A 25,727-nucleotide genomic window follows, 5' to 3' on the forward strand; every position below is an offset into this window, starting at 1 on the left:
CAACAACGGCGCACCTCCGCGCGACATATGATCACGAGTGCCGTCCTGCACGGAGCAGAATCCAGTTATCTCGATTATGGAGATATCATCGAGCTGTGAGAAGCGCGATGCCGGAGGAGCCTGGCAACCATGAACCCGGAAGCCTTGGGCCGGCAGTCCTGAGATGGAGTGGCGTCCTCACTGCGGCGGCGCTGATCGTGGTCCCGCTCTGGATGTTGTTGGGCAACAGCGCAGTCCTCGGCGGCCACCCGGCGTTGCCGGCCCTGTTGTTGACCGCCGGCGCACTGGCGCTTGTCTGGTTGTTCATCCTGGCCAAGCACTCGACCCTGCTCAGGCGCTGGAGCCTCAACCTCCACCGGAGTTCGAACAATAACCGGAGGCCGCAGCGCAGTGTGACGCGCTGGCAACTGGTCCGCGGCCTTGCGGGCCGGATTGTTGTGCTCGGTCTCGTCGCTGGCCTGGCATGGCTCAACCCCTTCCCCTACCAGCCCGGCGGCGCCGACGGCCAGACCACCGGGACCGCCACCGAGGACGCCACCTCGATCACGCTCGCCCCGGAAGGGAAAGCCACGGCGGGTCTCGTCTTCTACCCCGGGGCGCGGGTAGACGCGCGCGCCTACCGGGACATCCTGGGACCGCTCGTGAACGCGGGCCATCTGGTCGTCATCCTGAAAGCACCACTTGGCATACCGCTGCTGGACACCAGCCAGGCCCGCGGAGCCATGGACGGCCACCCCGATGTCACGGCATGGGCTGTCGGGGGCCACTCACTGGGAGGAGTGAGCGCATCTTCCTTCGCGAAGTCGAACCCCGACGTCACCGGGCTTCTGCTCTTTGCTTCTTACCCCGCGGACAGCCTGGCGGATAGCGGTAATCTCTCGGTGCTGTCCATCTCAGGCTCGAATGATGGCCTCACCACCCCGGACAAGATCGCTGCGTCGAAGTTGCTGCTCCCTCCGACCGCCAGCTTCGCAACTGTGCAAGGCGGGGTGCACGCGTTCTTCGGAGACTATGGTGAGCAACCCGGGGACGGCAACCCGGACGTCCCCCGCGACCAGGCCCAGCAGCAGATCGCTGCGGAATCAGTCCGCTTCATGGACCGGCTCCGCAGCGCCGGCTGACGGGCAGGCCGTCGCCCAAGGACACCCTCAGGGCGCCCGGATTCTGCCACGCTGGAAGCATCCAAAATCGCTCTGCGAACGAGGCGGCACAGCATGCTCAGCCGCTTCTACGTCAATCCCATCCTGCCTGCCCAGGACGCGACGGCGACGGCGACCGCGCCCGAGGTTCTATCCTGACGTTCTCGGCCTCGATCTGCTCACCGGCCCGACGGACGACCCTATGGTATTCGGCGCGGCCGACGGCTCAAGGATTGCCCTGAGTGAAATGCCGGACCGCATCCCACCGCCCTATCCCGTGATCAGCTTCATGGTCACCGGCATCGAGGAAGTCGTGGAAGCGCTCAAATCCCGGGACGCCACGTTCCAGCCGCCGGCGCCGGCCAGCTTCGCCGGAGCGCAGGGGACGGCCGTCGGGGACGTCATGGACTTCGGCCAGGCCAAATCCGCGTTCCTGAAAGACACGGAAGGCAATCTGATCGCGCTCAACAAATTCGTCGGCTGAGTGGCCCAGACCAACGCGGCGGCGTCCCAGCTGCACCGCCGGACCGACGCCCGGCCGACGCCGGGCCGACGCCTCCGCCGGCAGTGTGGAGGGCAGACGGAGGGCAGGGTGGATCTCCGCAACCTCCCCCGCTAACGCCCCGCGGCGTATCCCTGCGCACCGCGGGGATTTGCCGCCGCCTGCAGGACTCCCGTCGCCGGATCCCGCACCACCGCAGACAAGCGTCCCAGCGTCCAACCGCCTGCCCTGGTGACGACGTGACCGCGGCGCTCGAGGCCCGCAATGACGTCCTCCCCCAGCCGGTCCTCCACTACCGCCCCGCCGGGCTCCCAGGTGCGCGGCCAGAACGAACCTGGCATCGACGTCGTATGGAACGTGGGGGCGTCGACGGCCTGCTGCGGCGTGTAGCCGCCGACGATCGTGCGCAGAAGGTACGGCAGCTGCCATTGATCCTGTTGGTCGCCGCCCGGCGAACCCAACGCGGTCACGGCCTTGCCGTCCCGCAGCACGAGGGTGGGTGTCAGGGTGGTGCGGGGCCGCTTCCCTGGGGTCAGGGTGGACGGTGTCCCCGGTTCTAGCCAGGTCATCTGCAGCCGGGTGCCGAGACAGAAGCCAAGCTCCAGGATAGCGGGCGAGGACTGCAGCCAGCCGCCCGACGGCGTGGCCGAAACCATGTTGCCCCAGCGGTCCACGACGTCGATGTGGCAGGTGTCGCCGCGGGTTTCCCCACTCGGCGCCACGGTGGGCTCCCCCACCCCGAGGCCGCCGGCTCCCGCTCCCGCTCCGGCTCCCGGGCCCGCAAGAGCCGGCGGCGTGTAGTGGGTGCGCAGCGGCGGCACGTACGGCTCACGGCCGGGAACCGTACCGGGACGGAAGTCGTGCGAGGCCCGCTCGCCGATCAGCGCTCGGCGGCCGGCGCAGTAGTCGGCGGAGAGCAGATACTCCAGCGGCACATCGGTGTCTCCGTAGTACCCCTCCCGGTCCGCGAGCGCCAGCTTCTGGGCCTCCAGGATGGTGTGCGCCCCGAGCTCGGTGGACGGGTCGAGGTACCGGTCATCGAACCCCTCGAGAATGGCGAGCGTCTGAAGCAGCGCCGGGCCCTGACCCCATGGCCCCGTCTTGGCGATCGTGTGTCCCCGGAACTCCACCGTGGCTGCCGGCTCGTACCCGGCCTGGAATCCCGCGAGGTCCTCCAGTGCCAGGACCCCGCGGTGGTCCGTGCCGGAGGAATGCCGGTGCGGGGTCTGGACGGACTCCACCATGGCCTTGGCCACGAAACCCTCGCGCCATTCCCGGCGCGCGGCATCAATCCGGGTAACGCGGGTGCCGTTCCCCGCCTGCTCAACCGGACCGGCTGTCCCGGCGTCGACCAGGCGTTGCAGCGTCCGGGCATATGCAGGGTTCCGGACCAGCTCCCCTTCGGCCGGAACCCGGCCGCCGGGCATCCAGAGGTCGGCCGAGGTCGGCCAGTGCGTCTGGAACAGTTCAGCCACGGCGGCAATTGTCGTCCCGACCCTGCCCAGCATCGGGTGCCCGTCCCGGGCGTAGCCGATCGCGAATTCCAGCACCTCGCGCAGTTCCCACGTCCCGTGGTCGCGCAACAGCAGGAGCCAGGCGTCGACGGCGGCGGGCACCGCGGCGGCCAGGGCACCCGAGCCCGGCACCAGTTCGAGGCCTTCGGCGAGATAGTGCTCCGGAGTGGCTCCGGCCGGGGCCGGGCCCTGGCCCATCAGCACGACGGGTTTGCCGGGTTCCTCCGCGGTGGCGAAGACGCCGGTCATGTCCCCGCCCGGACCGTTCAGGTGCGGCTCCACTAAATGCAGCACGAAAGCTCCGGCCGTTGCGGCGTCGAACGCGTTACCGCAGCGTTCCAGCACCGCCTGGGCAGCCGCCGTCGCGAGCCAGTGCGTGGAGGCGCTCATCCCAAAGGTGCCCTGCAGCGTGGGGCGGGTGGTGAACGCGTCCGGGCGGGTGAACGCCACCGGGCCGGCCTGCGCGGAAACCACGATCTTTTCAGCGGTCACGGGCTCAGCCAAACAGGGCCGCCACCCGGGTGAGGGTTTCGTATACGCCGTATCCCAGCGGAACCCCGACGAGCGCCCAGGCGATCACCAGTTTCCCGGTCGACGGATTGACCGATGTCTGTGCAGTGCTCATTTTAGGCCTCCAGGGCGGATTCTTCGGACCGAACACGGTCCGGGCGGGGTTCGTGGAACCTAGCATCGACCGGGTTGACCAGCAGGTTGGCCACAAAGCCGATCACCAGCAGCCCCACCATGGTCAGCAGGGCCGGCTGGTAGGACGCAGCGGTCAGCTGGCCCGGCTTGCCCTGGGCATCCAGGAATGCGTTGACGATCAGCGGCCCGGCGATGCCAGCAGCGGACCAGGCCGTCAGGAGCCGGCCGTGGATGGCTCCGACCTGGAAGGTGCCGAAGAGGTCGCGCAGGTAGGCGGGGGCGGTCGAGAAGCCGCCGCCGTAGAAGGAGATGATGATGAACGCGAGCGCCACGTAGAGGAACGTGCTGGTGGAGCCGGCCAGTGCCAGCACGGCGTAGAGCACGGCGCCGACGCCGAGGTACATCATGTAGATGCGCTTGCGGCCGGTGACATCCGAGGTGGCAGACCAGGCGAAGCGGCCGGACATGTTGCCGATCGAGAGCAGACCGACGAAGCCGGCGGCGACGGCGGCGCTGACCAGGGACACGCCGTCGGACTGGCGGAAGAAGTCCTGGATCATCGGCGCGGCCTGTTCGAGGATGCCGATGCCAGCGGTGACGTTGCAGAACAGGGCGACCCAGACAAGCCAGAACTGCCTGGTCTTGACGGCGTTCTTGGCGGAGACGTTGTCGGTAGTGACGAGGGTGGCGGCCTTGACCTTGGAGGGGTCGAAGCCCGCCGGCTTCCAGCCATCGGCCGGGACCTTGATGGTGAACGCGCCAAACATCATGTAGGCGAGGTACAAGACTGCGAGGGTCAGGAAGAGCTTGCCGACGGAGTCGCCGCTGGCGATCCAGCCCTTGGCGCCGGAGTTGGGGTCGTACATTTTCAGCAGCGCGGTGGAGACCGGGCTGGCGATCAGGGCGCCGCCGCCGAAGCCCATGATGGCCATACCGGTCGCGAGGCCCGGGCGGTCGGGGAACCATTTGATCAGGGTGGAGACCGGCGAGATGTAGCCGATGCCCAGGCCAATGCCGCCGATGAAGCCGTACCCCAGGTAGACGAGCCAGAGTTGGCTGCTGAAGATGCCGAGCGAACCGATCAAGAAGCCGCTGGCCCAGAACACCGCCGAGGTGAACATCGCCTTGCGCGGGCCGTTCTTGTCCACCCATGTGCCCATGATGGCGGCCGAGAGGCCCAGCATCACGATGGCGATCGAGAAGATCACGCCGATCTCAGTCAGGCTGGCGCCGAAGTGCTTCACCAGCGCCGTCTTGTAGACACTCGTCGCATACGCCTGGCCGATGCACAGGTGCACGGCGAGCGCTGCGGGCGGCACCAGCCACCGGTTGAATCCCGGTGGGGCGATCGTTCGTTCGCGGTCCAGCCAGCCCATAGTTGCTCCCCTTGCTTGTCAAAGACGTCGGTGTCCCGGCGGCATAGAGGCGAACGGCCCCCAATACGGGCCGTTGCCTTCGGCAATCATGGTGCAGATCATCAGCAAACGTACTACTCGTGCGCCGAGTGGTAGGTATTCCGCGATGAGCGGTCGGGCTACTTTCCGAGTCCGGCTTTCCGCAGGGCCTCGGCCATCGCGGTGTTGGACGGCGGCGGGACTGGCGTGGACTTCTGCGGCTGCCTGGCCGGAGCCTGCCGCGCGGGGGCGGGAGCCCGCCGCCCGGGAGCCGGGGTCTGCCGCTCGGGGGCCGCACGTCCGCCGGCGGCGGCCGGTTCGTCGTCGAGCCGCAGCGTCAGCGAGATCCGCTTCCGTTCCGGATCGGCCTCCAGCACCTTGACCCGCACCACCTGGCCGGATTTGACCACTTCACGCGGATCGGACACGAAGCGGTTGGCCAGTGCGGAGACGTGCACCAGACCATCCTGGTGCACGCCGACATCGACAAACGCGCCGAACGCCGCGACGTTGGTGACGGTCCCTTCCAGCACCATCCCGGGCCTGAGCTCCGAGATCTTCTCGATGCCCTCCGAGAACGTCGCCGCCGTGAAGGCCGGACGCGGGTCCCGGCCGGGCTTCTCCAGCTCGGCGATGATGTCCAGCACCGTGGGCAGGCCGAAGGAGCCGTCGACGAAGTCCTGCGGGTTCAAGGTCGCGTAGCTCCCCGCGGCCGGCCCCTTCCCCCCGGCTGCGGCTTTGATTTTCCGCGCCACCGGGTACGCCTCCGGGTGCACGCTGGAGGCATCCAGCGGCTCCGCTCCCCCGGTGATCCGCAGGAAGCCGGCGCACTGTTCGAACGCCTTGGCACCGAGCCGCGGCACCTTCTTCAGCTCGCTGCGTTTGCGGAACGGGCCGTGCTCGTTCCGGTAGGCGACGATGTTCTCGCTCAGCAGCGGCCCGACGCCGGCGACCCGGCTCAGCAGCGCCGGGGAGGCGGTGTTGACGTCCACGCCGACAGCGTTCACGCAGTCCTCGACGACGGCATCGAGGCTGCGGTCCAGCTTGGCGGCGGTGACGTCGTGCTGGTACTGCCCGACGCCGATCGACTTCGGCTCGATTTTCACCAGCTCCGCGAGCGGGTCCTGCAGCCGCCGTGCGATGGACACCGCCCCGCGCAGGGACACGTCCATGCCGGGCAGCTCCGCAGCGGCCAGCGCCGAAGCCGAATAAACCGAGGCGCCGGCCTCCGACACCACGATCTTCTGCGGTTTGGCATTCTGGCTTGCCGGGTCCGCGCCCGCGAGCTGCTTGAGCAACTCCGCGGCGAGCTTGTCCGTCTCCCTCGAGGCGGTGCCGTTGCCGATGGCCACGAGTTCGACGGCGTGCTTCCGGGCCAGGCTCACGAGCGTCCGCAGCGCGTCGTCCCATTTCCGGGCCGGGGCGTGCGGGTAGATCGTGTCGGTCGCAACGACCTTGCCGGTGCCGTCCACGACCGCGATCTTCACCCCGGTGCGCAGCCCGGGGTCCAGGCCCAGGGTGGCGCGGTTCCCGGCCGGCGCTGCCAGCAGCACGTCGCGCAGGTTGGCGGCGAAGACCCGCACGGCTTCGTCCTCGGCGGCGGCGAACATTCGGCTTCGCAGGTCGGCCGTGAGCCGGGCGAGCACCCGGGAGCGCCAGGCGAGCTGGGCGGTCTGCACCAGCCAGGCGTCGGCGGGCCGGCCGCGGTCGGCAACGCCGAGGAACCGGGCCACGGCGGCTTCGTAGCGGCCGCGCGCGGCGGTGAGGGCGGCGTCGTCGGTCGGTTCGGCCTCGGCGAGGTCGAGCTCCAGGACCCCGTCCTTTTCGCCGCGCAACAGCGCCAGGACGCGGTGCGAGGGCATCGCCGACGGTTGCTGGGAGAACTCGAAATAGTCCTTGAATTTCTGTCCCTCGGCGTCCTTGCCCTTCTTCACGCGGGACACCATCCGGCCCTGTGTCCAGAGCCGCTCCCGCAGCGTGGCGGCCAGGTCGGCGTCCTGGGCGACGCGTTCCACCAGGATGGAGCGGGCGCCGGCGAGGGCCGCGGCGGCGTCGTCAATGGAGTGCTCGGCGCTGAGGTATCGGGCGGCTTCGCGTTCGGGATGCAGCTCGGGCCGCTTCAGCAGGGCATCGGCGAGCGGTTCCAGCCCGGCCTCGCGGGCGATCTGCGCTTTGGTCCGCCGCTTGGTCTTGAACGGCAGGTAGATGTCCTCCAGCCGCGACTTGGTGTCGGCGCCGACGACGGCGGCCTGCAGTTCCGCGGTCAGTGCACCCTGCGCGGCGATTGCTTCGAGGATGGTCCGTCGGCGGTCCTCGAGCTCGCGCAGGTAGCGCAGCCGCTCCTCCAGGTCGCGAAGCTGGGTGTCATCGAGCGTCCCGGTGGCTTCTTTGCGGTACCGGGCGATGAACGGCACCGTGGACCCGGCGTCGAGCAGGTCCACGGCGGCTTTCACTTGCCAGGTCTGGACGCCGAGTTCGCCGGCGATCTGCGCGGCGATGCCGGACTCCTGGGTCTGCGGGACCCGGGACTGCGGGGCCTGGGACTTGGCGGAAGGAGTCCGGGGCGGCGGTGCGGAAGCTGAACTGGCGGGGCGCTGCGGGAGTTGGGTCACCGTGCCATTTTGCCTTACCGGGGTCAGGGGCCGGGCGCACCCGAGGGTGGAGCAGGCTCCTGGACGTCCTGGACAACCTCATTGCGGCGCAGGAACCACGGTTTGAACGGCGGATCAAAACGGGCGAATCGTGGCGGACCCGCGGGTTTTAGCCCGGCCAGCACCAGTGCCGCCTGGAGGCCCTCGTTGCGCCGTTCGAAGGCAGCTTCCGAGCCGCTGCCCGAGAACTGCAGAACAGCCGCCAGGGACCCGGGGATGGTCCGGATCTTGACCTGGGGGTCCGCCGGGACCGGGGCCGTCTTCGCCGTCAACCCTGCGGGGAGCACAAAGGCGACCACAAAATCAGCGGTCCCTTCGCTTCCCGGCAGCGGGCCGCTCTGGAGCACCGGGGCAGTCATCGCCAGCTTCTGCGGCGGACCCAACTCCTGGATCACCGGGGCCGTCATTGCTAGCTTCTGACGGGCGTTGTTGCTGCCGCTGATGTAGTTGAACAGGTGCCGGAAGGCAGCATTCCCCGCGCGGTCAAACGTCGCGTTGACCTGTATTTCGGCCACAACATACGCGGGATAGTGGCGCAGCTCGAAGTGCGCGAAGCGCTGGACCAGCTCATAGGGTTGCTGTTCGGTCATAGTCCTCAGACCCTACGCCGATCCGGCGACGGGAACCAGCGGTATCCTGCCCGGTTCCTGGTTCCTGGTTCCTGCTTCCTGCTTCCTGGTTCCTGCTTCCTGCTTCCTGGTTCCTGGTTCCTGGTTCCTGGTTACTGGTTCCTGGTTCCTGGTTACTGGTTCCTGGTTCCTGGTTCCTGCTTGATTGTCAGAGCGCTTTGATAGTTTGAAGAACAGAGGGTCAGGCTGCGCTGCCGGCAAGTCTTTGGCTGCAGGCCGATACATGCGCAGCGAATCGACATCGGGGGCACAGTGTTTTTTCTTGAACCGGAAGTAGCGGGGACAGCGCAGGACCTGGTGTTCTCCGCGAGCGACCTCGTCACGGCCGCGAGCTGCGAGTACCAACTGCTGCGCAAGCTCGACGAGAAGCTTGGCCGCTCGCCCAAGGCGTCCTTCGACGACGATGAGATGCTCAAGCATGCAGCCGTGCTGGGCGACCGCCACGAGCACAAGGTCCTCGACGGTTTCGTCGAGGAGTTCGGACACTGGGATCCGGCCTCCGGGCGCGGCGTGTACGACGTCGCGCCGGCACAAACCATGGACCGCGCCACCCTGCTGGCCAAGCACCGGGAATCCCTGGACGCCCTGCGCTCCGGCGCCGACGTTGTGTTCCAGGCCGCTTTCTTCGACGGCCAGTTCCACGGCCGCTCCGACTTCCTGGTCCGGCAGGCCGACGGCAGCTACGCGGTGTTCGACACCAAACTGGCCCGCCACGCGAAGGTCACCGCGCTGCTCCAGCTTGGCGCCTATGGCGATCAGCTGCTCAAGGCCGGGATAGCACCGGCCCCGGCGGTGACCCTGGTCCTCGGCGCCACCGTCCCGCTCCCGGGTGGGGGCTTCGACTACGTCCGCAGCCATCACAACCTTTCCGAGATCCTGCCGGTCTTCCGCGAGCGCCGGGACCGGTTCCTGGCCCTGATTTCCTCGCATCTGGCGCAGCCCGGCACCGTGCAGTGGGGTGCGCCGGGACTCAGCGCCTGCGGCCGCTGCGATTACTGCCAGGAGCAGGTGGTAGCCACCGACGACCTGCTCCTGGTGGCGCGGATGAACTCGGCGCAGCGCAAGGCACTCCACGGACTGAACATCTTCACGGTCAAGGAGCTCGCGGAGGCCCCGCTCCCCGGGGCGAACGGCGCACTGCTGCGCCTGCAGGACCAGGCCAGGATGCAGAGCGGGGTCGGCGCTTCCGACGGCGGCGTCCGCTACCTCAAGGACGGAACGGAACACAGCATCAGCTACCGGGTGATCCCGGAAAACACGCTGGCCGAACTGCCACCGCCCAGCCAAGGCGACATCTTCTTCGACTTCGAGGGCGATCCCCTGTGGCAGGAAAGCGCCACCGGAATCTGGGGTCTGGAATACCTGTTCGGCGTCATCGAAGCTCCGACGGGCCCCGGCGTGCCCGGAGTGTTCCGGCCGTTCTGGGCGCACAGCCGGGAAGCGGAGAAGCAGGCCTTCCTCGGTTTTCTCGACTACGTGCAGAAACGCCGGCAGGACTATCCGGACATGCACGTCTACCACTACGCGGCCTATGAGAAGACAGCGCTCCGGAAGCTCTCCGTGTTGCACGTGGCCGGCGAGGACGTCGTCGACGAGTGGCTGCGCGAGGGGCTCCTGGTGGATCTATACCAGACGGTCCGCAACAGCATCCGGATCTCCGAGAATTCCTACAGCATCAAGAAACTTGAGCCGCTCTACATGGGGACGAATCTCCGCTCCGGGGATGTGAAAGACGCCGGCGCCTCGGTGGTGGCCTATGCCCACTACTGCGATGCGCGCGACGACGGCCGGGCTGAGGAAGCGGTCAGCATTCTCGCCGGGATCTCCGACTACAACGAATACGACTGCCTCTCCACGCTGGTGCTCCGGAACTGGCTCCTTGGGCTGGCGCGGGAGCGCGGGATCCAGCCGGCCGGGGATGGCGTCGGGTCCACGGTCCCATCCGGCGTCGCGTCCACCGTCCCGTCCATGGCCGGCGGCGGGCGCGCGGGCACCGCGCTGGATGCCGGGCCGGGTGCCGCTGATTTGGACCCGCTGGAAGTGGCGCTGGCCGGGCTGGCGGATGCCGCCGTCGGGCTGTCCGAGGACGACCGGAAGGCGGTTTCCATGCTGGCGGCGGCGGTCAGCTATCACCGCCGGGAGCGCAAGGCGTTCTGGTGGGCGCACTTCGACCGGTGCGAAGCCGGTCCTGACACGCATCACCAGCAGGACCGCAACGTTTTCCTCGTCGAGGACGCGGAGGTGCTCGAGGACTGGTGGAAGGACGGGGCAAAACTTCCGGAGCGGAAGGTGAAGCTGATCGGCACCGTCAGCCCGGGCTCCGATCTCCGCGAGGGCAGCACCTGGTTCCGCATGTATGAGCCGCCGCTTCCGGCCGGGCTGGAGGGCACGGGTATCAACGGGACCGGACGCAACGGCTGGTTCGGGACCGAGGTTCTGGAGCTGGGCCACGAGGACGGCAAGGACACCGTCATCATCCGGGACAAGCTCCGCAAGACTATCGAACCCTACAGCCAGGTCCCCGTCGCCCTGACCGAAGACCAACCCATCCAGACCAAAAGCCTTGAGGACGCGCTGGCGGCCCTGGCGTCCGACGTCGCCGCGGCATTGCGGTCCGGACCGGCGGCCTTCCCGCGCCATCCGGCCCTGGATCTTGTCCGCCGTGTTCCGCCGCGGCTGAGCTCCGGGGCGGAACTGCCTGCGCCCGGGGAGGGCCCGGACCGGTTCATTGACGCGATCACGGAGGCCGTCGCAACCCTGGACCGCTCCTACGTGGCAGTCCAGGGGCCGCCCGGGACCGGCAAGACCCATGTGGGATCCCATGTCATCGCCCGGCTGGTGGCCCGGGGCTGGAAGGTCGGCGTCGTCGGCCAGTCCCATGCGGTGGTGGAGAACCTGCTGAAGACGGCCGTGACCAAAGCCGGGGTCGATCCGGCTCTTGTCGCCAAGGACGTGAAACATGCGGAGCCCCTCCCCTGGGAGCAGCGCTCGGCGAAGGATGTGGCGCGCCTGCTCAGTTCGCCCGGCGGGGCGCTGATCGGCGGGACGGCGTGGACCATGACGGGTGCCAACGTCCCGGCCGGATCGCTGGACCTGCTGGTGATCGACGAGGCCGGCCAGTTCTCCCTGGCCAACACCCTCGCCGTGGCGCAGGCCAGCAGCCGGTTGCTGCTGCTCGGCGATCCCCAGCAGCTGCCGCAGGTCAGCCAGGGCTCGCACCCCGAACCCGTGGATGAGTCAGCCCTGGGCTGGGTTTCCGCCGGTCATGCCACCCTTCCGCCGGAACTCGGCTATTTCCTGGCCGACTCGTGGCGGATGACCTCGGAGCTGTGCCGGGCCGTCTCGGACCTCTCCTACGAGGGCAAACTGCGCTCAGCGCCCGCCGCGGACCTGCGGCGGCTCGAGGGAGTTCCGGCCGGGATCGAGACCGTCATGGTGGAGCACAGCGGCAACATCACGTCGTCGGCCGAAGAAGCCGCCGAGGTCGTCCGCCAGGTGCGGCGCCACCTGGGCCTGAGCTGGCACTCGGAGCAGGGCACCCGGCCGCTCGACGCCGCCGACATCCTGGTGGTCGCGGCCTACAACGCCCAGGTCAACGTCATCCGCGACGCGTTGGATGGCGCTTCCCTGGCTGGCGTCCGGGTGGGAACCGTGGACAAGTTCCAGGGGCAGGAAGCCGCCGTGGTGATCGTGTCCATGGCCTGTTCAGCGGTGGCCGAGGCGCCGCGCGGCATGGACTTCCTGCTCTCCCGCAACCGGATCAACGTGGCGGTATCCCGCGGTCAGTGGCGCGCCGTCGTGGTCCGGGCACCCGAGCTGACCAACTTCCTCCCCACCCATCCCGAGGGCCTGGAACAGCTGGGCGGATTCATCGGACTGTGCCAGCGCTCTGTGGCTGCCGGCCGGTAAGACATGCCCAGTCGTTGCCCCCGCACCGACGGGACATGCCCATTCTTGGAGCGCACCAGCCAGGGACATGCCCATTCTTGGACGCGGAGAGTGGACATAATGGCATTGTGTCCACTGGTGGCCGCCGCGACGGGGCATGTCCCGCGGTGACGGTCCGTGCAGCGGGGCATGTCCAGTGGTGACGGTGCCCGCGGCCGGTCCTAGTTGCGGCGGGCGGCGCTGGCGGGAGCCGACCCTGCCGCGACTGCCACGGGAATGTCCACCCCGGGGATAGCCGTCCCGGCGCTGTCCGCCCCGGCGATGTCCCCGGCCAGCAGGAGTGCTTCATCCAGGACGGCCCCGAAGTTCGCCGGGTTGTGGGCGAAGCGGCCCAGGAAGAGGCCGGAGACGCCGTCGAGCGTGGGCAGAAGTCCAGGCTTGGCCGAGCCGCCGTAGATGACGGGCAGGTCCCCCAGCCCGGAGGCGGCGAACTGTCCCCGGAGCTGCCGGACGGCGTCGGACACCAATCCGGCGTCGGCAGGCTCCGCGGCACCGATGGCCCAGACCGGTTCGTACGCGATGACGAGCCGCGCGGCGAGGTCCCAGTCGCCGTCGACGGCCGAGCGGATCTGGCCGTACACAAATGCAGCGGCGGCAGCGGGCCCGCCGCGGTCGGACTCTCCGACGCACAGCAGCGGGGTGAGCCCGGCGTCGGCCGCCGCCCTGACTTTGCGCGCGATCATGGCATCGTCTTCGCCGAAGTGGCGCCGGCGTTCGGCGTGGCCGATTTCCACGAGCCGGACCCCAAGCTCCGCGAGCATGGACGGAGCCACCTCCCCGGTCCACGGACCGTCGGCCCAGCCGCAGTTCTGGGCGCCGAGCAACAGCGGCGAACCGGCGAGCAGCCCGGCGGCGGCGGGCAGGACGGGAAACGACGGAATGACAAACGGGACAACCCGCCCGGCCTCGAGGGCCGGGCGGGTGTCCACTTCCTGGCGCAGCCGCTCCAGCCAGTCCAGGCTGTCCTGGTAGCCCAGGTACATCTTGGTGCTGACCCCGACGAGGATGCTGCCGGTGGGGGTCGGGCTGGGGTGCTGCTGCATTTGTTGGTGCTTTCTACTGGGTCCAGGTGGGCCGGTCTGGACAGCCGGTTACTGCTCCAGCAGCTCGTCTGCCTTGTTCTTGAACCGCTTGGTGGCGAACATCATCGCCGCGGCCAGGAAGGGCAGGACACCCAGCGCGTAGACACCCATGGTTCCCGTGTCGGAGGCCGTCATCTGGTTGACCGAGGTCCGCAGGATCGGGGCGACAAAGCCGCCCAGGTTGCCGAGGGAGTTGATCAGGCCGATGCCCGCGGCGGCGGCCGTTCCGGTGAGGAACGCCGTCGGGTAGGACCAGGCGATGGGGCCGATGGACAGGAAGCTGCACACCGCGAGGGTGATGAAGATGATGCCGAGCGCCGGAATGTGGTTGGCGCCGGCCCACGCGGAGCCGAAGATGCACAGCCCGGTGGAGATGAACAGCCCGGTGCCCCAGATGCGGCGGCGGACCACGGTGTTGGCGGCCTTGCCGATGAAGTAGCAGGCGAAGATCCCGAAGAACCACGGGATCGCGGCCATCAGGCCGACGGCGAAGCCGACCTTCTGGCCGGTCAGCTGCGCCACCTGCTGCGGCAGGTAGAACGTCACACCGTAGACGGCAATCTGGAGGCAGAAGTAGATGACGGTGAAGTACCAGACCTTGCCGTTCTTCATGGCGGCGAGCACGCCGCGCGGGCCGGACTCTTCCTTGACGGTGTCCTCCAGCGCCATGACCTCCAGGAGTGCGCTCTTCTCCTCCTTGTTCAGGAACTTGGCGTCCTGCGGGCTGTTGATCAGGAAGAAGAACGCTGCAATGCCGGCGAGGACGGCCAACATGCCCTCGACGAAGAACATGGCCTGCCAGCCCTGGACACCGGGAACCTGGTCGCCGATGTTGATCAGCCAGCCGGAGAGCGGCGCGCCCAGCATCTGGGAGAACGGCTGCGCCAGGTAGAAGATGGCGAACATCTTGACGCGGACCTTGTTGGGGAACCACGCGGCGAGGAACATGATGACGCCCGGGAACAAGCCGGCCTCGGTGACACCCAGCAGGAAGCGCAGGATGATGAACGACGTCTCGCCCTGGACGAACGCGAAGCACGCGGAGACGATGCCCCAGGTGATGGCGATGCGGGCCAGCCAGATCTTGGCGCCGAACTTCGTCAGGAGCAGGTTGCTCGGGATTTCGAATAGGGCGTAGCCGATGAAGAAGATCCCGGCACCCAGGGCGTAGGCGCCGGCAGTGATGCCCTTGTCCACGCCGAGGGCGGCTTCGGCGAAGCCCACGTTGGTGCGGTCCAGGAAGGCCACCACGTACAGGATGACCAGCATGGGCATAAGCCGGCGGGACGCCTTGGAGATCGCCGATTTCAGGACCGGGGTCTCCAGAAGGTCCCTGGTGGACGTTGATACAACGGACATCAAAACTCCTCGTCGAGCAGATTAGTTGAGTGAATCAGGTGGGTGGAGCGGTCAAAACGATGTTCTCTAGCGGGACAAGGCGATGATCATGACCCCGGCCAAGCAGGCCAGGATCCCGACGGCGAGGTAGATCTTCCGTCCCCTGCTCCACGACGCGAATCCGGAGGTTGCGGGCTTACTCGGTTGTGCCACGGTGCTTCTTCCTTAGTGCATGTAGAGTCCGCCATCCACATTCAGCGTCTGGCCGGAGATGTACCCGGCGTCCTCGCTGATGAGGAAGGCGATGGCGGCCGCGATGTCCCGGGTGGAGCCCACCCGGTTCACGACGAGGTCTTTGGTGAGGTCATCCTTGCGTTCCTGGCTCAGGGTGCCGCCCATGATGTCGGTATCGATGGGGCCTGGAGAGATGGCGTTGACGGTGATGTCGTATTCGCCGAGTTCGCGGGCGGTGGCACGGGTCAGTCCGATCACGCCGGCCTTGGCGACGGAGTACGGGGTCTTGGAGTAGGTCCCGCCGCCGCGCTGGGCGGAGACGGAGGAGATGTTGACGATGCGGCCGATCCGGTTCTTAACCATGGACTCGGCGACCCGGCGGGTGGCGTAGTGGACGCCGTTGAGGTTGATGCCGAGGACCCGGTCCCACTCGGCCGCGTCGAGTTCCAGGTACGGGACCGGGGAGCTGACGCCGGCCACATTGGCCAGGGCCACGATTTGCGGCAGTTCGGCCTCGATCGCGTCGATGGCTGCGCGGACGGACGCTTCGTCGCCGACGTTGGCGCCGGCGCCGAACGCCTTGACACCATGCTCCGCCGCCAGTTCCTTGGCCGCGGCCTTGCACCGGGCGTCGTCGAGGTCGATGATTCCGACGTTCCAGCCCTCTGCCGCCAGATAGTTCGCCGTCGCGCGGCCGATGCCGCGCTCGGAAACGGCGCCGGTGATGATCGCGGTGCGTTCGGTGGGGAAATTACTCATGAAACTGCTCCTGAAGGTGTGAAAGTGGCGGGGCTCAGTTGATGGGGGCGGGGCCAAGCTCATCGATGAGCTTCTGCATGGCCACGTACGCCTTGTTCCGGTAGGCGATGAGCTCGGGCGTGCGCTCGGCGGGGACGTTGAGGAAGCCGGCACCGGTCTTGGTGCCCAGCTTCCCGGCGTCCACCAGCTCACTGAGGATCTTCGGCGTCGCAAAGCGCTCCGGGAATTCCGTCTGCAGCGACTTGTAGCAGAAGTTGTAGACGTCCAGCCCGGCCATATCGGCGATGGCGAACGGTCCAAAGAACGGCAGCCGGAAGCCGAACGTGGTGCGGACCAGGGTGTCGATATCCTCCGCCGTCGCGATCTCCTGCTCCACCAGCTGGGCGGCCTCGTGGAACAGGGCGTACTGGAGGCGGTTGAGGACGAAGCCGGTGACGTCTTTGACGACGGCGGTCTGCTTGCCGGCGGCGTGGACCAGGTCGCGGACTGCGCCGATCGTGGCTGCCGAGGTGCCGGCGTGAGGGATGATCTCCACGCCGGGGATGAACGGCGAGGGGTTGGAGAAGTGCACGCCCAGGAACCGCTCCGGGTTGGTGACGGGCTCGGAAAGCTCAGCGATGGAGATCGTGGAGGTGTTGGACCCGATGATGGCGTCCGGGCGGGCGGCGGCGCTGATCCGCGCCAGCGTCTGGTGCTTGATCGCGATGATCTCGGGGACGGCTTCCTCGATGAAGTCGGCGTCAGCCACTGCTTCCTCGATGTCCCGGGCGGCCCAGAGGTTCTCTTTCAGGACGGCAGTGGAGCCGGCCGGGAACAGCCCGGCGGCGACGAATTCGTCGGATTCGGCCAGCAGCCGCTCGTAGTTCTTTTGCGCCACTTCGGCCGACACATCGGCCAGGGCCACCCGGGCGCCGCCGAGCGCCAGGACCTGGGCGATCCCGCCGCCCATGTAGCCGGAGCCGACGACGGCGATCCTGCGGGCGGCGTTAAGGGCGGCTGCGGTGTTTGCTGATTCGGTCATGGTCAGACTGCCTTCGTGTAGTCGGGCTCGTAGGAGCAGATGGCGTCCACCTTGGCGGCGGAGGAAGAGGTTTCGTCGAAGCGGTGGCCGAGCCATTCGCCGACGAGTTTCTTGGCGAGTTCCAGGCCGATGACGCGCTGTCCGAGCGTGAGGACCTGGGCGTTGTTGCTGAGCACGGACCGTTCCACCGAGTAGCTGTCGTGCGCGGTGACGGCGCGGATGCCGGGGACTTTGTTGGCCGCGATGGCGACGCCCAGGCCGGTGCCGCAGATCAGCAGGGCCCGGTCGGCGCCGCCCTCGGCCACTATCCGGGCGGCCTCGACGGCGACGTGCGGGTACGCAGTGGAGTCATTGGCGCCGACCCCGATGTCCTGCACGGACGCGACGCGGGGATCCGCTTCGAGCAGTGCCTTGAGGGCGTTCTTGTATTCGACGCCGGCTTCGTCGTTTCCGACGACCACGCGCCAGCCTGCTGCTGTGCTCATGCCTGTACTCCTTGCTGGGCCGGTTCGGGGTGAGCGAGCCGGCTGTCGGTGTGTGCAGAAATCCTTGCTGCGATGAGGGCGAACGAAATCGCTCCCGGGTCGGGGTGGCCGAGGCTCTTTTCTGCGAGCGGCCGGGCGCGTCCCTTGAGGGGCCGGAGCTTCGCAGTGTCGTCGGCAGCGGCCCGGGCGACGGTGGCGGCTGCGGCGAGCGCTTCGGCGACGGACGCGCCGCCGTCGAACGCCGTGAGGAACGTGTCCCGGAAGGGTAGCAGGGCGTCCACCATGGTTTTGTCCCCCGGCTCAGCCTTGCCAAGTTCAGTGATCGCACCGACGAAGGCGGTGATCACGGCCGCTGCGTCCTCGCCGCTGTAGCTGTCACGGTTTCCCAGCGAAAGCCCCGCAGCGATGACCGCGGATCCCCAGAGGGCGCCGGAGGTTCCGCCGGCGCGTTCGCTCCAGGCCTCCCCGGCGGAGGTCAGGACGCGCGCGGCGGAGGCGCCGCCGTCGTCCGCGGCCGCCTGCTCGGCGGCTGCGACCGCCGCGTCCACGCCGCGGCGCATCCCGATGCCGTGGTCGCCGTCGCCGGCGATGGCGTCCAGCCGGCCCAGCTCGGCCTCGTGCTCGACGACGACGTCCCGCACCTGACGGAGGATGGCGGCGGCCCGCCGTCCGAGCTCTGCCGCGGCCGTGCTGGGGGGTTCGACGTCGGAAGTCACTTCCGCGTCCGCCGCGGCCAGCTGACGCGCGGCACGCGGTGCCATGCTGCCCTTGCGGAACGCGGGGGTGTCGGCCGGGGCCGCCCAGTACTGCTCAAGTTCGTCGTCCAGCCAGAGCAGGGTCAGGGAGAGTCCGGACATGTCCAGGCTGGTGACGAGTTCGCCGCATTCCGGTTCCACCACGGTCAGTCCAGCCGTGAGGAGAAGCTTTTCGATTTTCCCGAAGAGCAGGAACAGCTCGTCGTACTTGACCGTGCCGAGGCCGTTGACGATCGCCACGACGCGGCTGCCGGCGTCGTGGGGTTTGTCGGCGAGGAGTCTGGTGACCAGCAGTTCGGCGAGTTCGGAGGCGGTGGGCATCGGGTGCTCGGAGATGCCCGGTTCGCCGTGGATCCCGAGACCCAGGGACATCTGTCCCGCGGGGACGGAAAACAGCGGGGCGTCGGCGCCCGGCAGGGTGCATCCGTCGAACGCCACGCCGAGGGAACGGGTGCGGTAGTTCGTCCGGATGGCGAGGCGTTCGACGTCGTCCAGGTCCAGCCCGGCCTCGGCGGCGGCGCCGGCGATTTTGAAGACCGTCAGATCCCCGGCGATCCCGCGGCGCTTTTCGATCTGGTCGAGCGGGGCACTGGCGATGTCGTCCGTGACGAGGACGGTGCGGGTTTCGATGCCTTCGGCGTTGAGGCGGAGCTGGGCCTGGCCGAAGTGCAGGACGTCCCCCGCGTAGTTGCCGTAGCTCAGCAGCACGCCTCCCCCGGAGCTGGCGGCCCGGGCCACCCGGTAGACCTGGCCGGCGGCGGGCGAAGCGAACATGTTGCCGCAGGCGGAGGCCGCGGCAAGTCCGGGTCCCACGAGTCCGGCGAAGGCCGGATAGTGGCCGGACCCGCCGCCGACCACCAGGGCCACCTGCCCGGCCGGAACCTCGGTGGAGCGGACGACGCCGCCGTCCACGCGGGCTACGTACCCGCGGTTGGCTGCCACAAAGCCGTCCAACGCTTCATCCGCAAAGTCAGCGGGGTTGTCGAAGATCTGGGTCATGGTTCCTCATTGAATCCGTGTTGGAGGAGTATTTCTGGGGTGCAGCTGGGGTGTGGTGCGGCCGCCCCCAAATGGCTAGACGGCCGCACCAGGCGCTGGTGCCAGGCGCTGGTGCCAGGCGCCGGGTCAGACGCCGGCGAGTGCCGCGGCGGCCGGCTTCTGCCGGCCTTGTGCGACCTGGCTCTGGCCGAGGGCATAGCCGTCGGTCTTGGGCAGGATCCGGCGGCGGAGGTAGTCCTGGTTGCTGGCCGTGACGCTGAGTCCGTCGCCGCCGTAGTGCTCGGTGCACAGGATGCCCTGGAAACCGACGGACAGGGCGATCCGGAAGGCCTCGCGGTAGTTGATCAGGCCGCTTTCCATCGGTGCGGGCATCGCGACATAGCTGTCACGGGCCACGTCCTCATCGCGGATGTAGTTCTTCATGTGCCAGTAGTTGGAGTACGGGAGGGTCTTGGCGACCATCTCGCGCCAGTCCTCGATCGGGCGGTGCACCCGGATCAGGTTGCCGAGATCGGGGTTCAGGCCGACGTTGTCCAGTCCGATGTCCTGGACGAGCTGGACGGACGAATCCGCGGTGCCCAGGTAGGTGTCCTCGTACATTTCGAGCGAGAGCAGGATGCCGGACTCCGCGGCGTGCCGGCCCAGTTCGCGGAGTCGGGTGACGGCCTTGCCCCAGGTTTCCTTGTCCCCCACCGGGTCCTTGTGTCCCTCGACGGTCCAGAACCAGAGCTGTTTCTGCTGTTCGGGGGTGATCGCCTGGTGCAGTCCGAAGGAGACCACTTCGCAGCCGAGCTCGGCGGCGGCGTCGATCGTGCGGTGGCTGTAGGCCAGGTTCTCTTCCCAGTTCCGCTCCTCGATCACGCTGCGGCGGATCGCGGAGATGACGGGGATGCCGATGCCGACATTGCCAGCGGTCTGCTTGAACTCGGCGAGGCGGGCGGGGCTCAGGTCTCCGGGACGGACCCAGCTGTCGGTGAGGTCCGCATTGGCGAAACCTGCATCCTTGACCTCGGTGAGGACCTCGGCCCAGGCCGCGGCGGGAGCGTCATTGATCCGAGTTCCGACGGCGTCGATGCCGGGGAACTGCAGCAGCGCTGCGGTGATCGGCCAGTTTTCGGCTGTGTACGCCATGGGGTTCACTCCTTCGTGGAATCCTGTTTCCTATAGGATTTACTATCTGCAGAGTGTTGTCAAGATCACATCCGGGGTTTTCGGCAGTAATCGAAGATCCTATAGGGGATCATCCGGCCGCGGTAGTGTTCCCCCTGAGAATCTCGAAGGGGCTCTTCTCTGGGACTGCGGCGGACCTTGGGCCGGGACCTCTGCCCCGAACCTCGGGTTCGGGCTTGGGTCAGCCGGATACTAGGGCGCTGGTCAGCCTGCCGGAGCGTCGGCGATGGCGCGGCCACGCACCTTCTTCACGTGGTCTGCCATCGCAGCTGCGGCCATCTCCGGGTCACCCGTGGCGAATGCGTCCAGGACGGACTGGTGCTCTGCGATGGCATACTCGGCGTCGGTGATCCCCACTCCCCCGAAGAGCCGGAAGCGCTGGACCTGTCCCCCGAGGGCGGCGTAGGCGGCGACCATGAACTGGTTGCCGGTCTGTTCCGCAATCAGCCGGTGGAACCTCTCATCCGCTTCCAGATAGTCGCGGTATTCGGCAAACGACGGACCCCGCGGCGCTGTCTTGAGATCGGCGACGGCCCGGTCCAGCTCGGCGAGGTGCTCTGACGTCACCCGGGCGCACGCGAGGCGGGCGTTAACGGGTTCGATTGCCAGGCGCGCCTCCATGAGCTCGGCAAAGTCTTCCCGGGTGAAGACCGGCGCGACCCGGTAGCCCTTGAGTGCCACGCGGCGCACCATGCCGGTGTGCTCCAGGCGTGCGAGCGCTTCCCGGACCGGCGTCGGCGACACATCGAGTTCCCTGGCGGTGCCGTCGATGCTCACCACGGCCCCGGGTTCGAGCCGGCCGTCCATGAGTGACGCTAAAAGTTCTTCGTACACGTGATCAGCGAGGACCTGGCGGCTGATGGTACGGCCTTTGGTGCGGACCTCAGCACGGTTGCCTGGCGGAGCTGGTTGCATGATCAAATCCTATAGGACCGGCCAAAGCAGGAGTCTTCCGGAGACGCGCTCGCGACCTGCTCATCCCTGCCGCCCCCACCCGCGGGACATGCTCATTCCTGGCTCACCCGCCCGGGGGACATGCTCATTCCTGGCTCACATACCCGCGGGACATGCTCATTGTTAAAAGCGAACAGTGGACAGAATGGCAATCTGTCCACTGTTCGCGCCCGCAGGGGGACATGTCCAGCCGCGCGGGTGGTGGGGGTGCTGCGGGAGGTTCCGGGTCCCCGGTGCCTGGTGGCGGCAGAGTTACCGCCGGGAACCTAGTTCTGGTAGGCCGGGTAGTCCGTGTAGCCCTCGGCGCCGTCGGTGTAAAACGTGGACGGATCCGGCTGGTTGACCGGAAGTCCCTCACTCCAGCGGCGGACCAGGTCCGGGTTGGCGATGGCCGGGCGTCCCACGACGACGGCGTCAGCGTGGCCATCTGCGACCAGTGCCTTGGCTTCCTCACGGGTGGTGATGACGCCGAAGCCCGAGTTCAGCAGGAAGGTTCCGCCGAAGCGGGTGCGCAGATCCCGCACCAACTCGCTGGTGGCGGGTTCCTTGTGCAGGACGCTCAGGTAGGCAAGCTGCAGGGGCGCCAGGGCGTCCACCAGGATGCCGTAGGTTTCCCGGACGTCGGCTGCGTCGAGCTCCAGGGCTCCCTGGACATTGTGTTCCGGGGAGATCCGGATACCGACGCGGTCGGCGCCAATGGCATCCACCACGGCCCGGGTCACTTCGATGACGAAGCGGGCACGGTTCTCCGGCGAGCCGCCGTAGATGTCGTCGCGCTGGTTGGCGGACGGGGCGAGGAATTCGTGCAGCAGGTAACCGTTGGCGGAGTGCAGCTCGACGCCGTCGAACCCGGCACCGATCGCATTGCGGGACGCGGTCACGAACTCCTGGACGATGCCCGGCAGTTCGTCCGTGGTCAGGGCCCGCGGAACGGGGAACGCCTGCTTGCCCTCGTAGGTGCGGGTTTCGCCGTCGATCGCGATGGCGCTGGGAGCGACCACTTCGTACCCGCCGGTGGTGTCTTCGTGGGTGACGCGGCCGGCGTGCATGACCTGGGCGAAGATCCGGCCGCCCTCGGCGTGCACGGCGGAGGTGACGTTGGCCCAGCCCGTGAGCTGTTCCTCGGTCACCAGGCCGGGCTGGCCCGGGAACCCCCGGCCGGCCCGGCTGGGATACGTGCCCTCACTGACGATCAGTCCGAGCGAAGCACGCTGGCGGTAGTGCTCGACAACGAGCGGGCCGGGAACGCCTTCCCTGCCGGAGCGGACGCGGGTCAGCGGCGCCATCACGAGTCGGTTGGGCAGTTCCAGCTCGCCGAGAGTCATCGGGGAAAACAGCATGCGCAGTTCCTTTCACAAGGGATTGGGTTCTCTGGCGGCAACTGCGCGGCGCCTGCAACTATTCCTGATGAGACTCGGATCACTACGGGTGGACGATGATTTTCACGGCGGTGTCGTTGTGGTTGATCAGGGTGTCGAAGCCCTTGTCCACCAGGTCATCCAGGGCGATTCTTCCGGTGATGAAGGGCTTCAGATCGACTTTCCCTTCCTGGACGAGCTTGATCGCGGCCGGATGATCGCCGCAGTAGGCGATGGTGCCGCGGAGGTCGATTTCCTTCAGGACGACTTTTTGCATGTCGACGGTGGCCGGATGTCCCCAGATCGAGACGTTGACCACGACGCCGGCCGGTTTCACGACGTCGAGCATGGTGTCCAGCACGGCATTCACGCCGGCACATTCAAAGGCTGCATCTGCCCCCAAGCCCGCGGTCAGTTCCAGCACCCGCGCCTTGACGTCATCGGAGCTCGGGTCCAGCACATGGTCCGCGACTCCCGAGGACACCGCTTTGTCCTTCCGGGCCGTCGACAGCTCGGTGACGATCGTGGTGACGCCGAGGCCCTTGAGGACGGCCGCGGTCAGCAGACCAATGGGGCCGGCACCGCCGACGACGGCGACGTCCCCGGCTTTGACGTCGCTCCGGCCGACGGCGTGATAGGCCACGGCGAGGGGTTCGATGAGGGCGGCTTCGTCCAGCGGGATGTCGCCGACGGGGTGGACCCACCGGGTGTCGACGACGACCTTCTCGCTCAGGCCTCCGCCGCCGCCCGCCAAGCCGATGAAGCCGAGTTTGGTGCACAGGTTGTAGTGGCCGCTGAGGCACGGGCCGCATTCGTTGCAGACGATATAGGGTTCCACCACCACGCTGTCTCCGACGGCGAGCCCGGTCACACCCTCCCCCAGTTCCTCGATGGTGCCGGAAAATTCGTGCCCCAGGGTGACCGGGGCTTCCTCGTGGGAAATCGGGTGGGGGTGGCCGGGCGGCGGGGTGAAGATCGGCCCTTCCAGGAATTCATGGAGGTCAGTCCCGCAGATCCCGCACCAGGCGACGGCGATCTTCACTGCTCCGGGGCGCAGCTCCGGCTCTGGAATGTCTTCGATCCGGAGGACCTCACGGGCATGGAATCGTGCTGCTTTCATGGTGTTTGTCCTTCGCATTATGGGCCGTGGATGCGCCCGGTCGGGCGCATCCACGGCATGTCGTTGGATTATCACAACGGTGGCCGTCACCCCCAGTGTGGTTCCCGGGAGGGTGATTGTCACGGCCCGTCCGGCTCAGCGAGTGTGGTGCGTGGGCTGACGTTCGAAGACCGGCGTCGGCAGCCCCTCCATCCTGGCCTTGAGCTGCAGCGCCAGATAGTTGGAGTAATGGCGGCTCTGGTGCAGATTGCCGCCGTGGATCCACAGGTTGTCCACGTTGGTGGGCTTCCACATGTTGCGCAGTTCCCCTTCCCACGGCCCCGGATCCTTGGGAGTGTCGGAGCCAAAGCCCCAGCACTTCCCGACGGCGTCTGCCACCTCGGGTGAGACCAGATCGGCCAGCCAGCCGTTCATGGACCCGTAGCCGGTGGCGTAGATGATGGCGTCCGCCTCCAGCTCCGCCCCGTTGGCCATCACGACGGCGTTCCCGGTGATCTTGCCGACCTCGCCGTTGGCGAGCTTGACCCGGCCGTCGATGATCAGCTGCGAGGCGCCGACGTCGATGTAATAGCCGGAGCCGCGCCGCAGGTACTTGAGGAACAGCCCGGAGCCGTCAACGCCGAAGTCCAGGTCAAAGCCGGCGGCCTCCAGCTGGGAGTAGAACTCGGCATCCCGCTCGGCCATCTCCGCATAGACCGGGATCTGGGCTTCGGGCAGAATCCGGTACGGCAGCGAGGCGAACAGCAGATCGGCCTTCTCCGTGGTGACGCCGTTGGCGAGCGCCTTCTCGGAGTAGAGACCGCCGAGGGCCAGGTCCATGAGGGATTCGCTCCGGGCGATATGCGTGGAGGACCGCTGGACCATGGTGACGTCCGCGCCGTGTTCCCAGAGGTCCGCGCAGATATCGTGGGCCGAGTTGTTGGAGCCGATGACCACGGCCTTCTTCCCGGTCCAGTCCCCTCCGCCCGGGTGCTTGGACGAGTGGTACTGCTCCCCGAGGAAGGACTCGGCGCCGTCAAACGTGGGGACGCTGGGGTACCCCGAGACGCCCAGGGCGAAGACGAGCTGCTTGGGACGCAAGGTGACCGGTTCGCCGTCGCGCACCACCTCAACGACCCACTCCTGCGAGGATTCGTCGAAGCGGGCGTTGGTGCATTCGGTCTTGGACCAGTAATTCAGTTCCATGATCCGCGTGTAGTTCTCCAGCCAGTCGCCGATCTTGTCCTTCGCCGCGAAAACCGGCCAGTCGTCGGGGAACTTGATGTAGGGCAGGTGGTCGTACCAGACCGGATCGTGCAGGTGGAGGGACTTGTAGCGGTTCCGCCAGGAGTCACCCGGACGGTCGTTCTTTTCGATGATGATGGTGGGCACGCCGAGCCGGCGCAGCCGCGCCCCCAACCCGATTCCGCCCTGGCCGCCGCCGATGATGACGGTGTAGGGCTGGTCTTCGTAGCCGAGCCGGGCTTCCTGCTCTTCCTTCAGTTCCAGCCACGACTTGCGGCCCTTGGTGATCTCGTGGGCGACGCCTTTCTCCCGGTTGACGCCCTTCTTTTCCTCGAAGCCCTTGAGCTCCTGCATGGTGGTGAGCAGGGTCCAGCATTTGCCGTTCCGAAGGCGCAGATGAGCGTAACCCCGGGCCTGGGCGGTTTCGAAATTCACCCAGGCCTCGGCGTTGGCGGCGTCCCCGGTGGCGTCCTCGGCGAGGGTCCAGTTGCTGGGCTGCACGTCATCCAGGGTCGCATCCAGCATGCGCCGGATGTCCTCTTTGCCTTCCAGCGTCTTGAGGTTCCACGTGAAGGAGACGAAGTCGCGCCAGTACGAATCGTCGTCGAATAGTTCAAGCACGTCGTCGGTGTTGCGGCTGCGCAGCGCCTCATCGAACTGCGCCAGCCACTCCTCGACCACGCCGTTTGGAGTCTCAGGCATGTTTCCTCTTTCCTTTGCCAACTGTGGGCCGGTCCCGTCGCATGGCATCTGGGCCACGCAGTGACCTGCCTCACAAGTAAAAGTCTCCGGGGGTTACAATCGGG

At 67.6% G+C, this 25,727-nt stretch carries 20 protein-coding genes; 3 read left to right on the plus strand and 17 right to left on the minus strand.

Features of this window, described 5'->3' with window-relative positions; genetic code table 11:
• Positions 1–95: 95 nt before the first annotated feature.
• Both BJQ90_RS01410 and BJQ90_RS01415 read left to right on the plus strand, forming a co-directional pair.
• Entirely contained in the window at positions 96–1,121 is a 1,026-nt protein-coding gene (locus tag BJQ90_RS01410) for an alpha/beta hydrolase (protein ID WP_226758529.1), read from the plus strand.
• A gap of 220 nt (positions 1,122–1,341) precedes the next feature.
• Positions 1,342–1,623: a VOC family protein gene (locus BJQ90_RS01415; protein ID WP_226758530.1), complete on the plus strand. Its 282-nt coding sequence runs from the start codon at positions 1,342–1,344 to the stop codon at positions 1,621–1,623.
• A gap of 131 nt (positions 1,624–1,754) precedes the next feature.
• Here BJQ90_RS01415 and BJQ90_RS01420 read toward each other — a convergent pair whose 3' ends face one another.
• From BJQ90_RS01420 to BJQ90_RS01435, 5 genes are all read right to left on the minus strand, one after another.
• Positions 1,755–3,545 carry a gamma-glutamyltransferase gene (locus BJQ90_RS01420; RefSeq protein WP_264196834.1) on the minus strand — a complete coding sequence of 597 codons (1,791 nt, stop codon included), beginning with the start codon at positions 3,543–3,545 and terminating at the stop codon, positions 1,755–1,757.
• A gap of 106 nt (positions 3,546–3,651) precedes the next feature.
• Positions 3,652–3,780 (minus strand): MFS transporter small subunit, encoded by a 129-nt coding sequence (locus BJQ90_RS22390; RefSeq protein WP_264196830.1) that lies wholly within the window; start codon positions 3,778–3,780, stop codon positions 3,652–3,654.
• 1 nt (position 3,781) lies between these two features.
• Positions 3,782–5,176 carry an OFA family MFS transporter gene (locus BJQ90_RS01425; protein ID WP_226758531.1) on the minus strand — a complete coding sequence of 465 codons (1,395 nt, stop codon included), beginning with the start codon at positions 5,174–5,176 and terminating at the stop codon, positions 3,782–3,784.
• Positions 5,177–5,334: 158 nt separating this feature from the next.
• On the minus strand, positions 5,335–7,692 hold the full coding sequence (locus tag BJQ90_RS01430; RefSeq protein WP_226758591.1) for a Tex family protein: 2,358 nt from the start codon (positions 7,690–7,692) through the stop codon (positions 5,335–5,337).
• Positions 7,693–7,829: 137 nt separating this feature from the next.
• Positions 7,830–8,435 carry an SOUL family heme-binding protein gene (locus tag BJQ90_RS01435; RefSeq protein ID WP_226758532.1) on the minus strand — a complete coding sequence of 202 codons (606 nt, stop codon included), beginning with the start codon at positions 8,433–8,435 and terminating at the stop codon, positions 7,830–7,832.
• Between the two features lie 291 nt (positions 8,436–8,726).
• Between BJQ90_RS01435 and BJQ90_RS01440 the strand changes: the two genes are divergently transcribed.
• Positions 8,727–12,383 carry a TM0106 family RecB-like putative nuclease gene (locus BJQ90_RS01440; protein ID WP_226758533.1) on the plus strand — a complete coding sequence of 1,219 codons (3,657 nt, stop codon included), beginning with the start codon at positions 8,727–8,729 and terminating at the stop codon, positions 12,381–12,383.
• 200 nt (positions 12,384–12,583) lie between these two features.
• Here the strand turns inward: BJQ90_RS01440 and BJQ90_RS01445 are convergent, their stop codons facing one another.
• The 12 genes from BJQ90_RS01445 to BJQ90_RS01495 form a co-directional block, all read right to left on the minus strand.
• Positions 12,584–13,465, minus strand: a complete 882-nt coding sequence (locus tag BJQ90_RS01445; RefSeq protein ID WP_226758534.1) for a triose-phosphate isomerase family protein — start codon at positions 13,463–13,465, stop codon at positions 12,584–12,586.
• 48 nt (positions 13,466–13,513) lie between these two features.
• A complete protein-coding gene (locus tag BJQ90_RS01450; RefSeq protein ID WP_226758535.1) occupies positions 13,514–14,863 on the minus strand; it encodes an MFS transporter in 1,350 nt (449 codons plus the stop codon).
• A gap of 66 nt (positions 14,864–14,929) precedes the next feature.
• Positions 14,930–15,055 carry a hypothetical protein gene (locus BJQ90_RS22395; protein ID WP_264196831.1) on the minus strand — a complete coding sequence of 42 codons (126 nt, stop codon included), beginning with the start codon at positions 15,053–15,055 and terminating at the stop codon, positions 14,930–14,932.
• 12 nt (positions 15,056–15,067) lie between these two features.
• Positions 15,068–15,835 (minus strand): SDR family NAD(P)-dependent oxidoreductase, encoded by a 768-nt coding sequence (locus BJQ90_RS01455; RefSeq protein ID WP_226758536.1) that lies wholly within the window; start codon positions 15,833–15,835, stop codon positions 15,068–15,070.
• Positions 15,836–15,869: 34 nt separating this feature from the next.
• A complete protein-coding gene (locus tag BJQ90_RS01460; protein ID WP_226758537.1) occupies positions 15,870–16,856 on the minus strand; it encodes a 3-hydroxyacyl-CoA dehydrogenase family protein in 987 nt (328 codons plus the stop codon).
• 2 nt (positions 16,857–16,858) lie between these two features.
• Positions 16,859–17,341 carry a ribose-5-phosphate isomerase gene (locus BJQ90_RS01465; RefSeq protein WP_226758538.1) on the minus strand — a complete coding sequence of 161 codons (483 nt, stop codon included), beginning with the start codon at positions 17,339–17,341 and terminating at the stop codon, positions 16,859–16,861.
• On the minus strand, positions 17,338–19,095 hold the full coding sequence (locus BJQ90_RS01470; protein ID WP_226758539.1) for a dihydroxyacetone kinase family protein: 1,758 nt from the start codon (positions 19,093–19,095) through the stop codon (positions 17,338–17,340). The genes BJQ90_RS01465 and BJQ90_RS01470 overlap by 4 nt, the downstream gene beginning before the upstream one ends.
• A 126-nt stretch (positions 19,096–19,221) precedes the next feature.
• The gene (locus BJQ90_RS01475) at positions 19,222–20,226 is read right to left on the minus strand and encodes a sugar phosphate isomerase/epimerase family protein (protein WP_226758540.1); all 1,005 of its coding nucleotides are present in this window, start codon (positions 20,224–20,226) and stop codon (positions 19,222–19,224) included.
• 243 nt (positions 20,227–20,469) lie between these two features.
• On the minus strand, positions 20,470–21,180 hold the full coding sequence (locus tag BJQ90_RS01480) for a GntR family transcriptional regulator (protein WP_226758541.1): 711 nt from the start codon (positions 21,178–21,180) through the stop codon (positions 20,470–20,472).
• 305 nt (positions 21,181–21,485) lie between these two features.
• Positions 21,486–22,559: an alkene reductase gene (locus tag BJQ90_RS01485; protein ID WP_226758542.1), complete on the minus strand. Its 1,074-nt coding sequence runs from the start codon at positions 22,557–22,559 to the stop codon at positions 21,486–21,488.
• 82 nt (positions 22,560–22,641) lie between these two features.
• Positions 22,642–23,697, minus strand: coding sequence for a 2,3-butanediol dehydrogenase (locus BJQ90_RS01490; protein WP_226758543.1), 1,056 nt, complete (start codon positions 23,695–23,697; stop codon positions 22,642–22,644).
• Between the two features lie 135 nt (positions 23,698–23,832).
• Positions 23,833–25,623, minus strand: a complete 1,791-nt coding sequence (locus tag BJQ90_RS01495) for an NAD(P)/FAD-dependent oxidoreductase (RefSeq protein WP_226758544.1) — start codon at positions 25,621–25,623, stop codon at positions 23,833–23,835.
• Positions 25,624–25,727: the final 104 nt, after the last annotated feature.

The organism is Arthrobacter sp. SO3 (assembly GCF_020532825.1).
Lineage (GTDB): Bacteria > Actinomycetota > Actinomycetes > Actinomycetales > Micrococcaceae > Arthrobacter.

Coding starts and splice junctions, on each gene's coding strand:
- BJQ90_RS01450 (WP_226758535.1), bottom strand. CDS start 14,863: ATGTCCGTTGTATCAACGTCCACCAGGGACCTTCTGGAGACCCCGGTC.
- BJQ90_RS01435 (WP_226758532.1), bottom strand. CDS start 8,435: ATGACCGAACAGCAACCCTATGAGCTGGTCCAGCGCTTCGCGCACTTC.
- BJQ90_RS01465 (WP_226758538.1), bottom strand. CDS start 17,341: ATGAGCACAGCAGCAGGCTGGCGCGTGGTCGTCGGAAACGACGAAGCC.
- BJQ90_RS01420 (WP_264196834.1), bottom strand. CDS start 3,545: ATGAGCGCCTCCACGCACTGGCTCGCGACGGCGGCTGCCCAGGCGGTG.
- BJQ90_RS01470 (WP_226758539.1), bottom strand. CDS start 19,095: ATGACCCAGATCTTCGACAACCCCGCTGACTTTGCGGATGAAGCGTTG.
- BJQ90_RS01490 (WP_226758543.1), bottom strand. CDS start 23,697: ATGAAAGCAGCACGATTCCATGCCCGTGAGGTCCTCCGGATCGAAGAC.
- BJQ90_RS01415 (WP_226758530.1), top strand. CDS start 1,342: ATGGTATTCGGCGCGGCCGACGGCTCAAGGATTGCCCTGAGTGAAATG.
- BJQ90_RS01480 (WP_226758541.1), bottom strand. CDS start 21,180: ATGCAACCAGCTCCGCCAGGCAACCGTGCTGAGGTCCGCACCAAAGGC.
- BJQ90_RS01475 (WP_226758540.1), bottom strand. CDS start 20,226: ATGGCGTACACAGCCGAAAACTGGCCGATCACCGCAGCGCTGCTGCAG.
- BJQ90_RS01460 (WP_226758537.1), bottom strand. CDS start 16,856: ATGACCGAATCAGCAAACACCGCAGCCGCCCTTAACGCCGCCCGCAGG.
- BJQ90_RS01495 (WP_226758544.1), bottom strand. CDS start 25,623: ATGCCTGAGACTCCAAACGGCGTGGTCGAGGAGTGGCTGGCGCAGTTC.
- BJQ90_RS01485 (WP_226758542.1), bottom strand. CDS start 22,559: ATGCTGTTTTCCCCGATGACTCTCGGCGAGCTGGAACTGCCCAACCGA.
- BJQ90_RS01425 (WP_226758531.1), bottom strand. CDS start 5,176: ATGGGCTGGCTGGACCGCGAACGAACGATCGCCCCACCGGGATTCAAC.
- BJQ90_RS01445 (WP_226758534.1), bottom strand. CDS start 13,465: ATGCAGCAGCACCCCAGCCCGACCCCCACCGGCAGCATCCTCGTCGGG.
- BJQ90_RS01455 (WP_226758536.1), bottom strand. CDS start 15,835: ATGAGTAATTTCCCCACCGAACGCACCGCGATCATCACCGGCGCCGTT.
- BJQ90_RS22390 (WP_264196830.1), bottom strand. CDS start 3,780: ATGAGCACTGCACAGACATCGGTCAATCCGTCGACCGGGAAACTGGTG.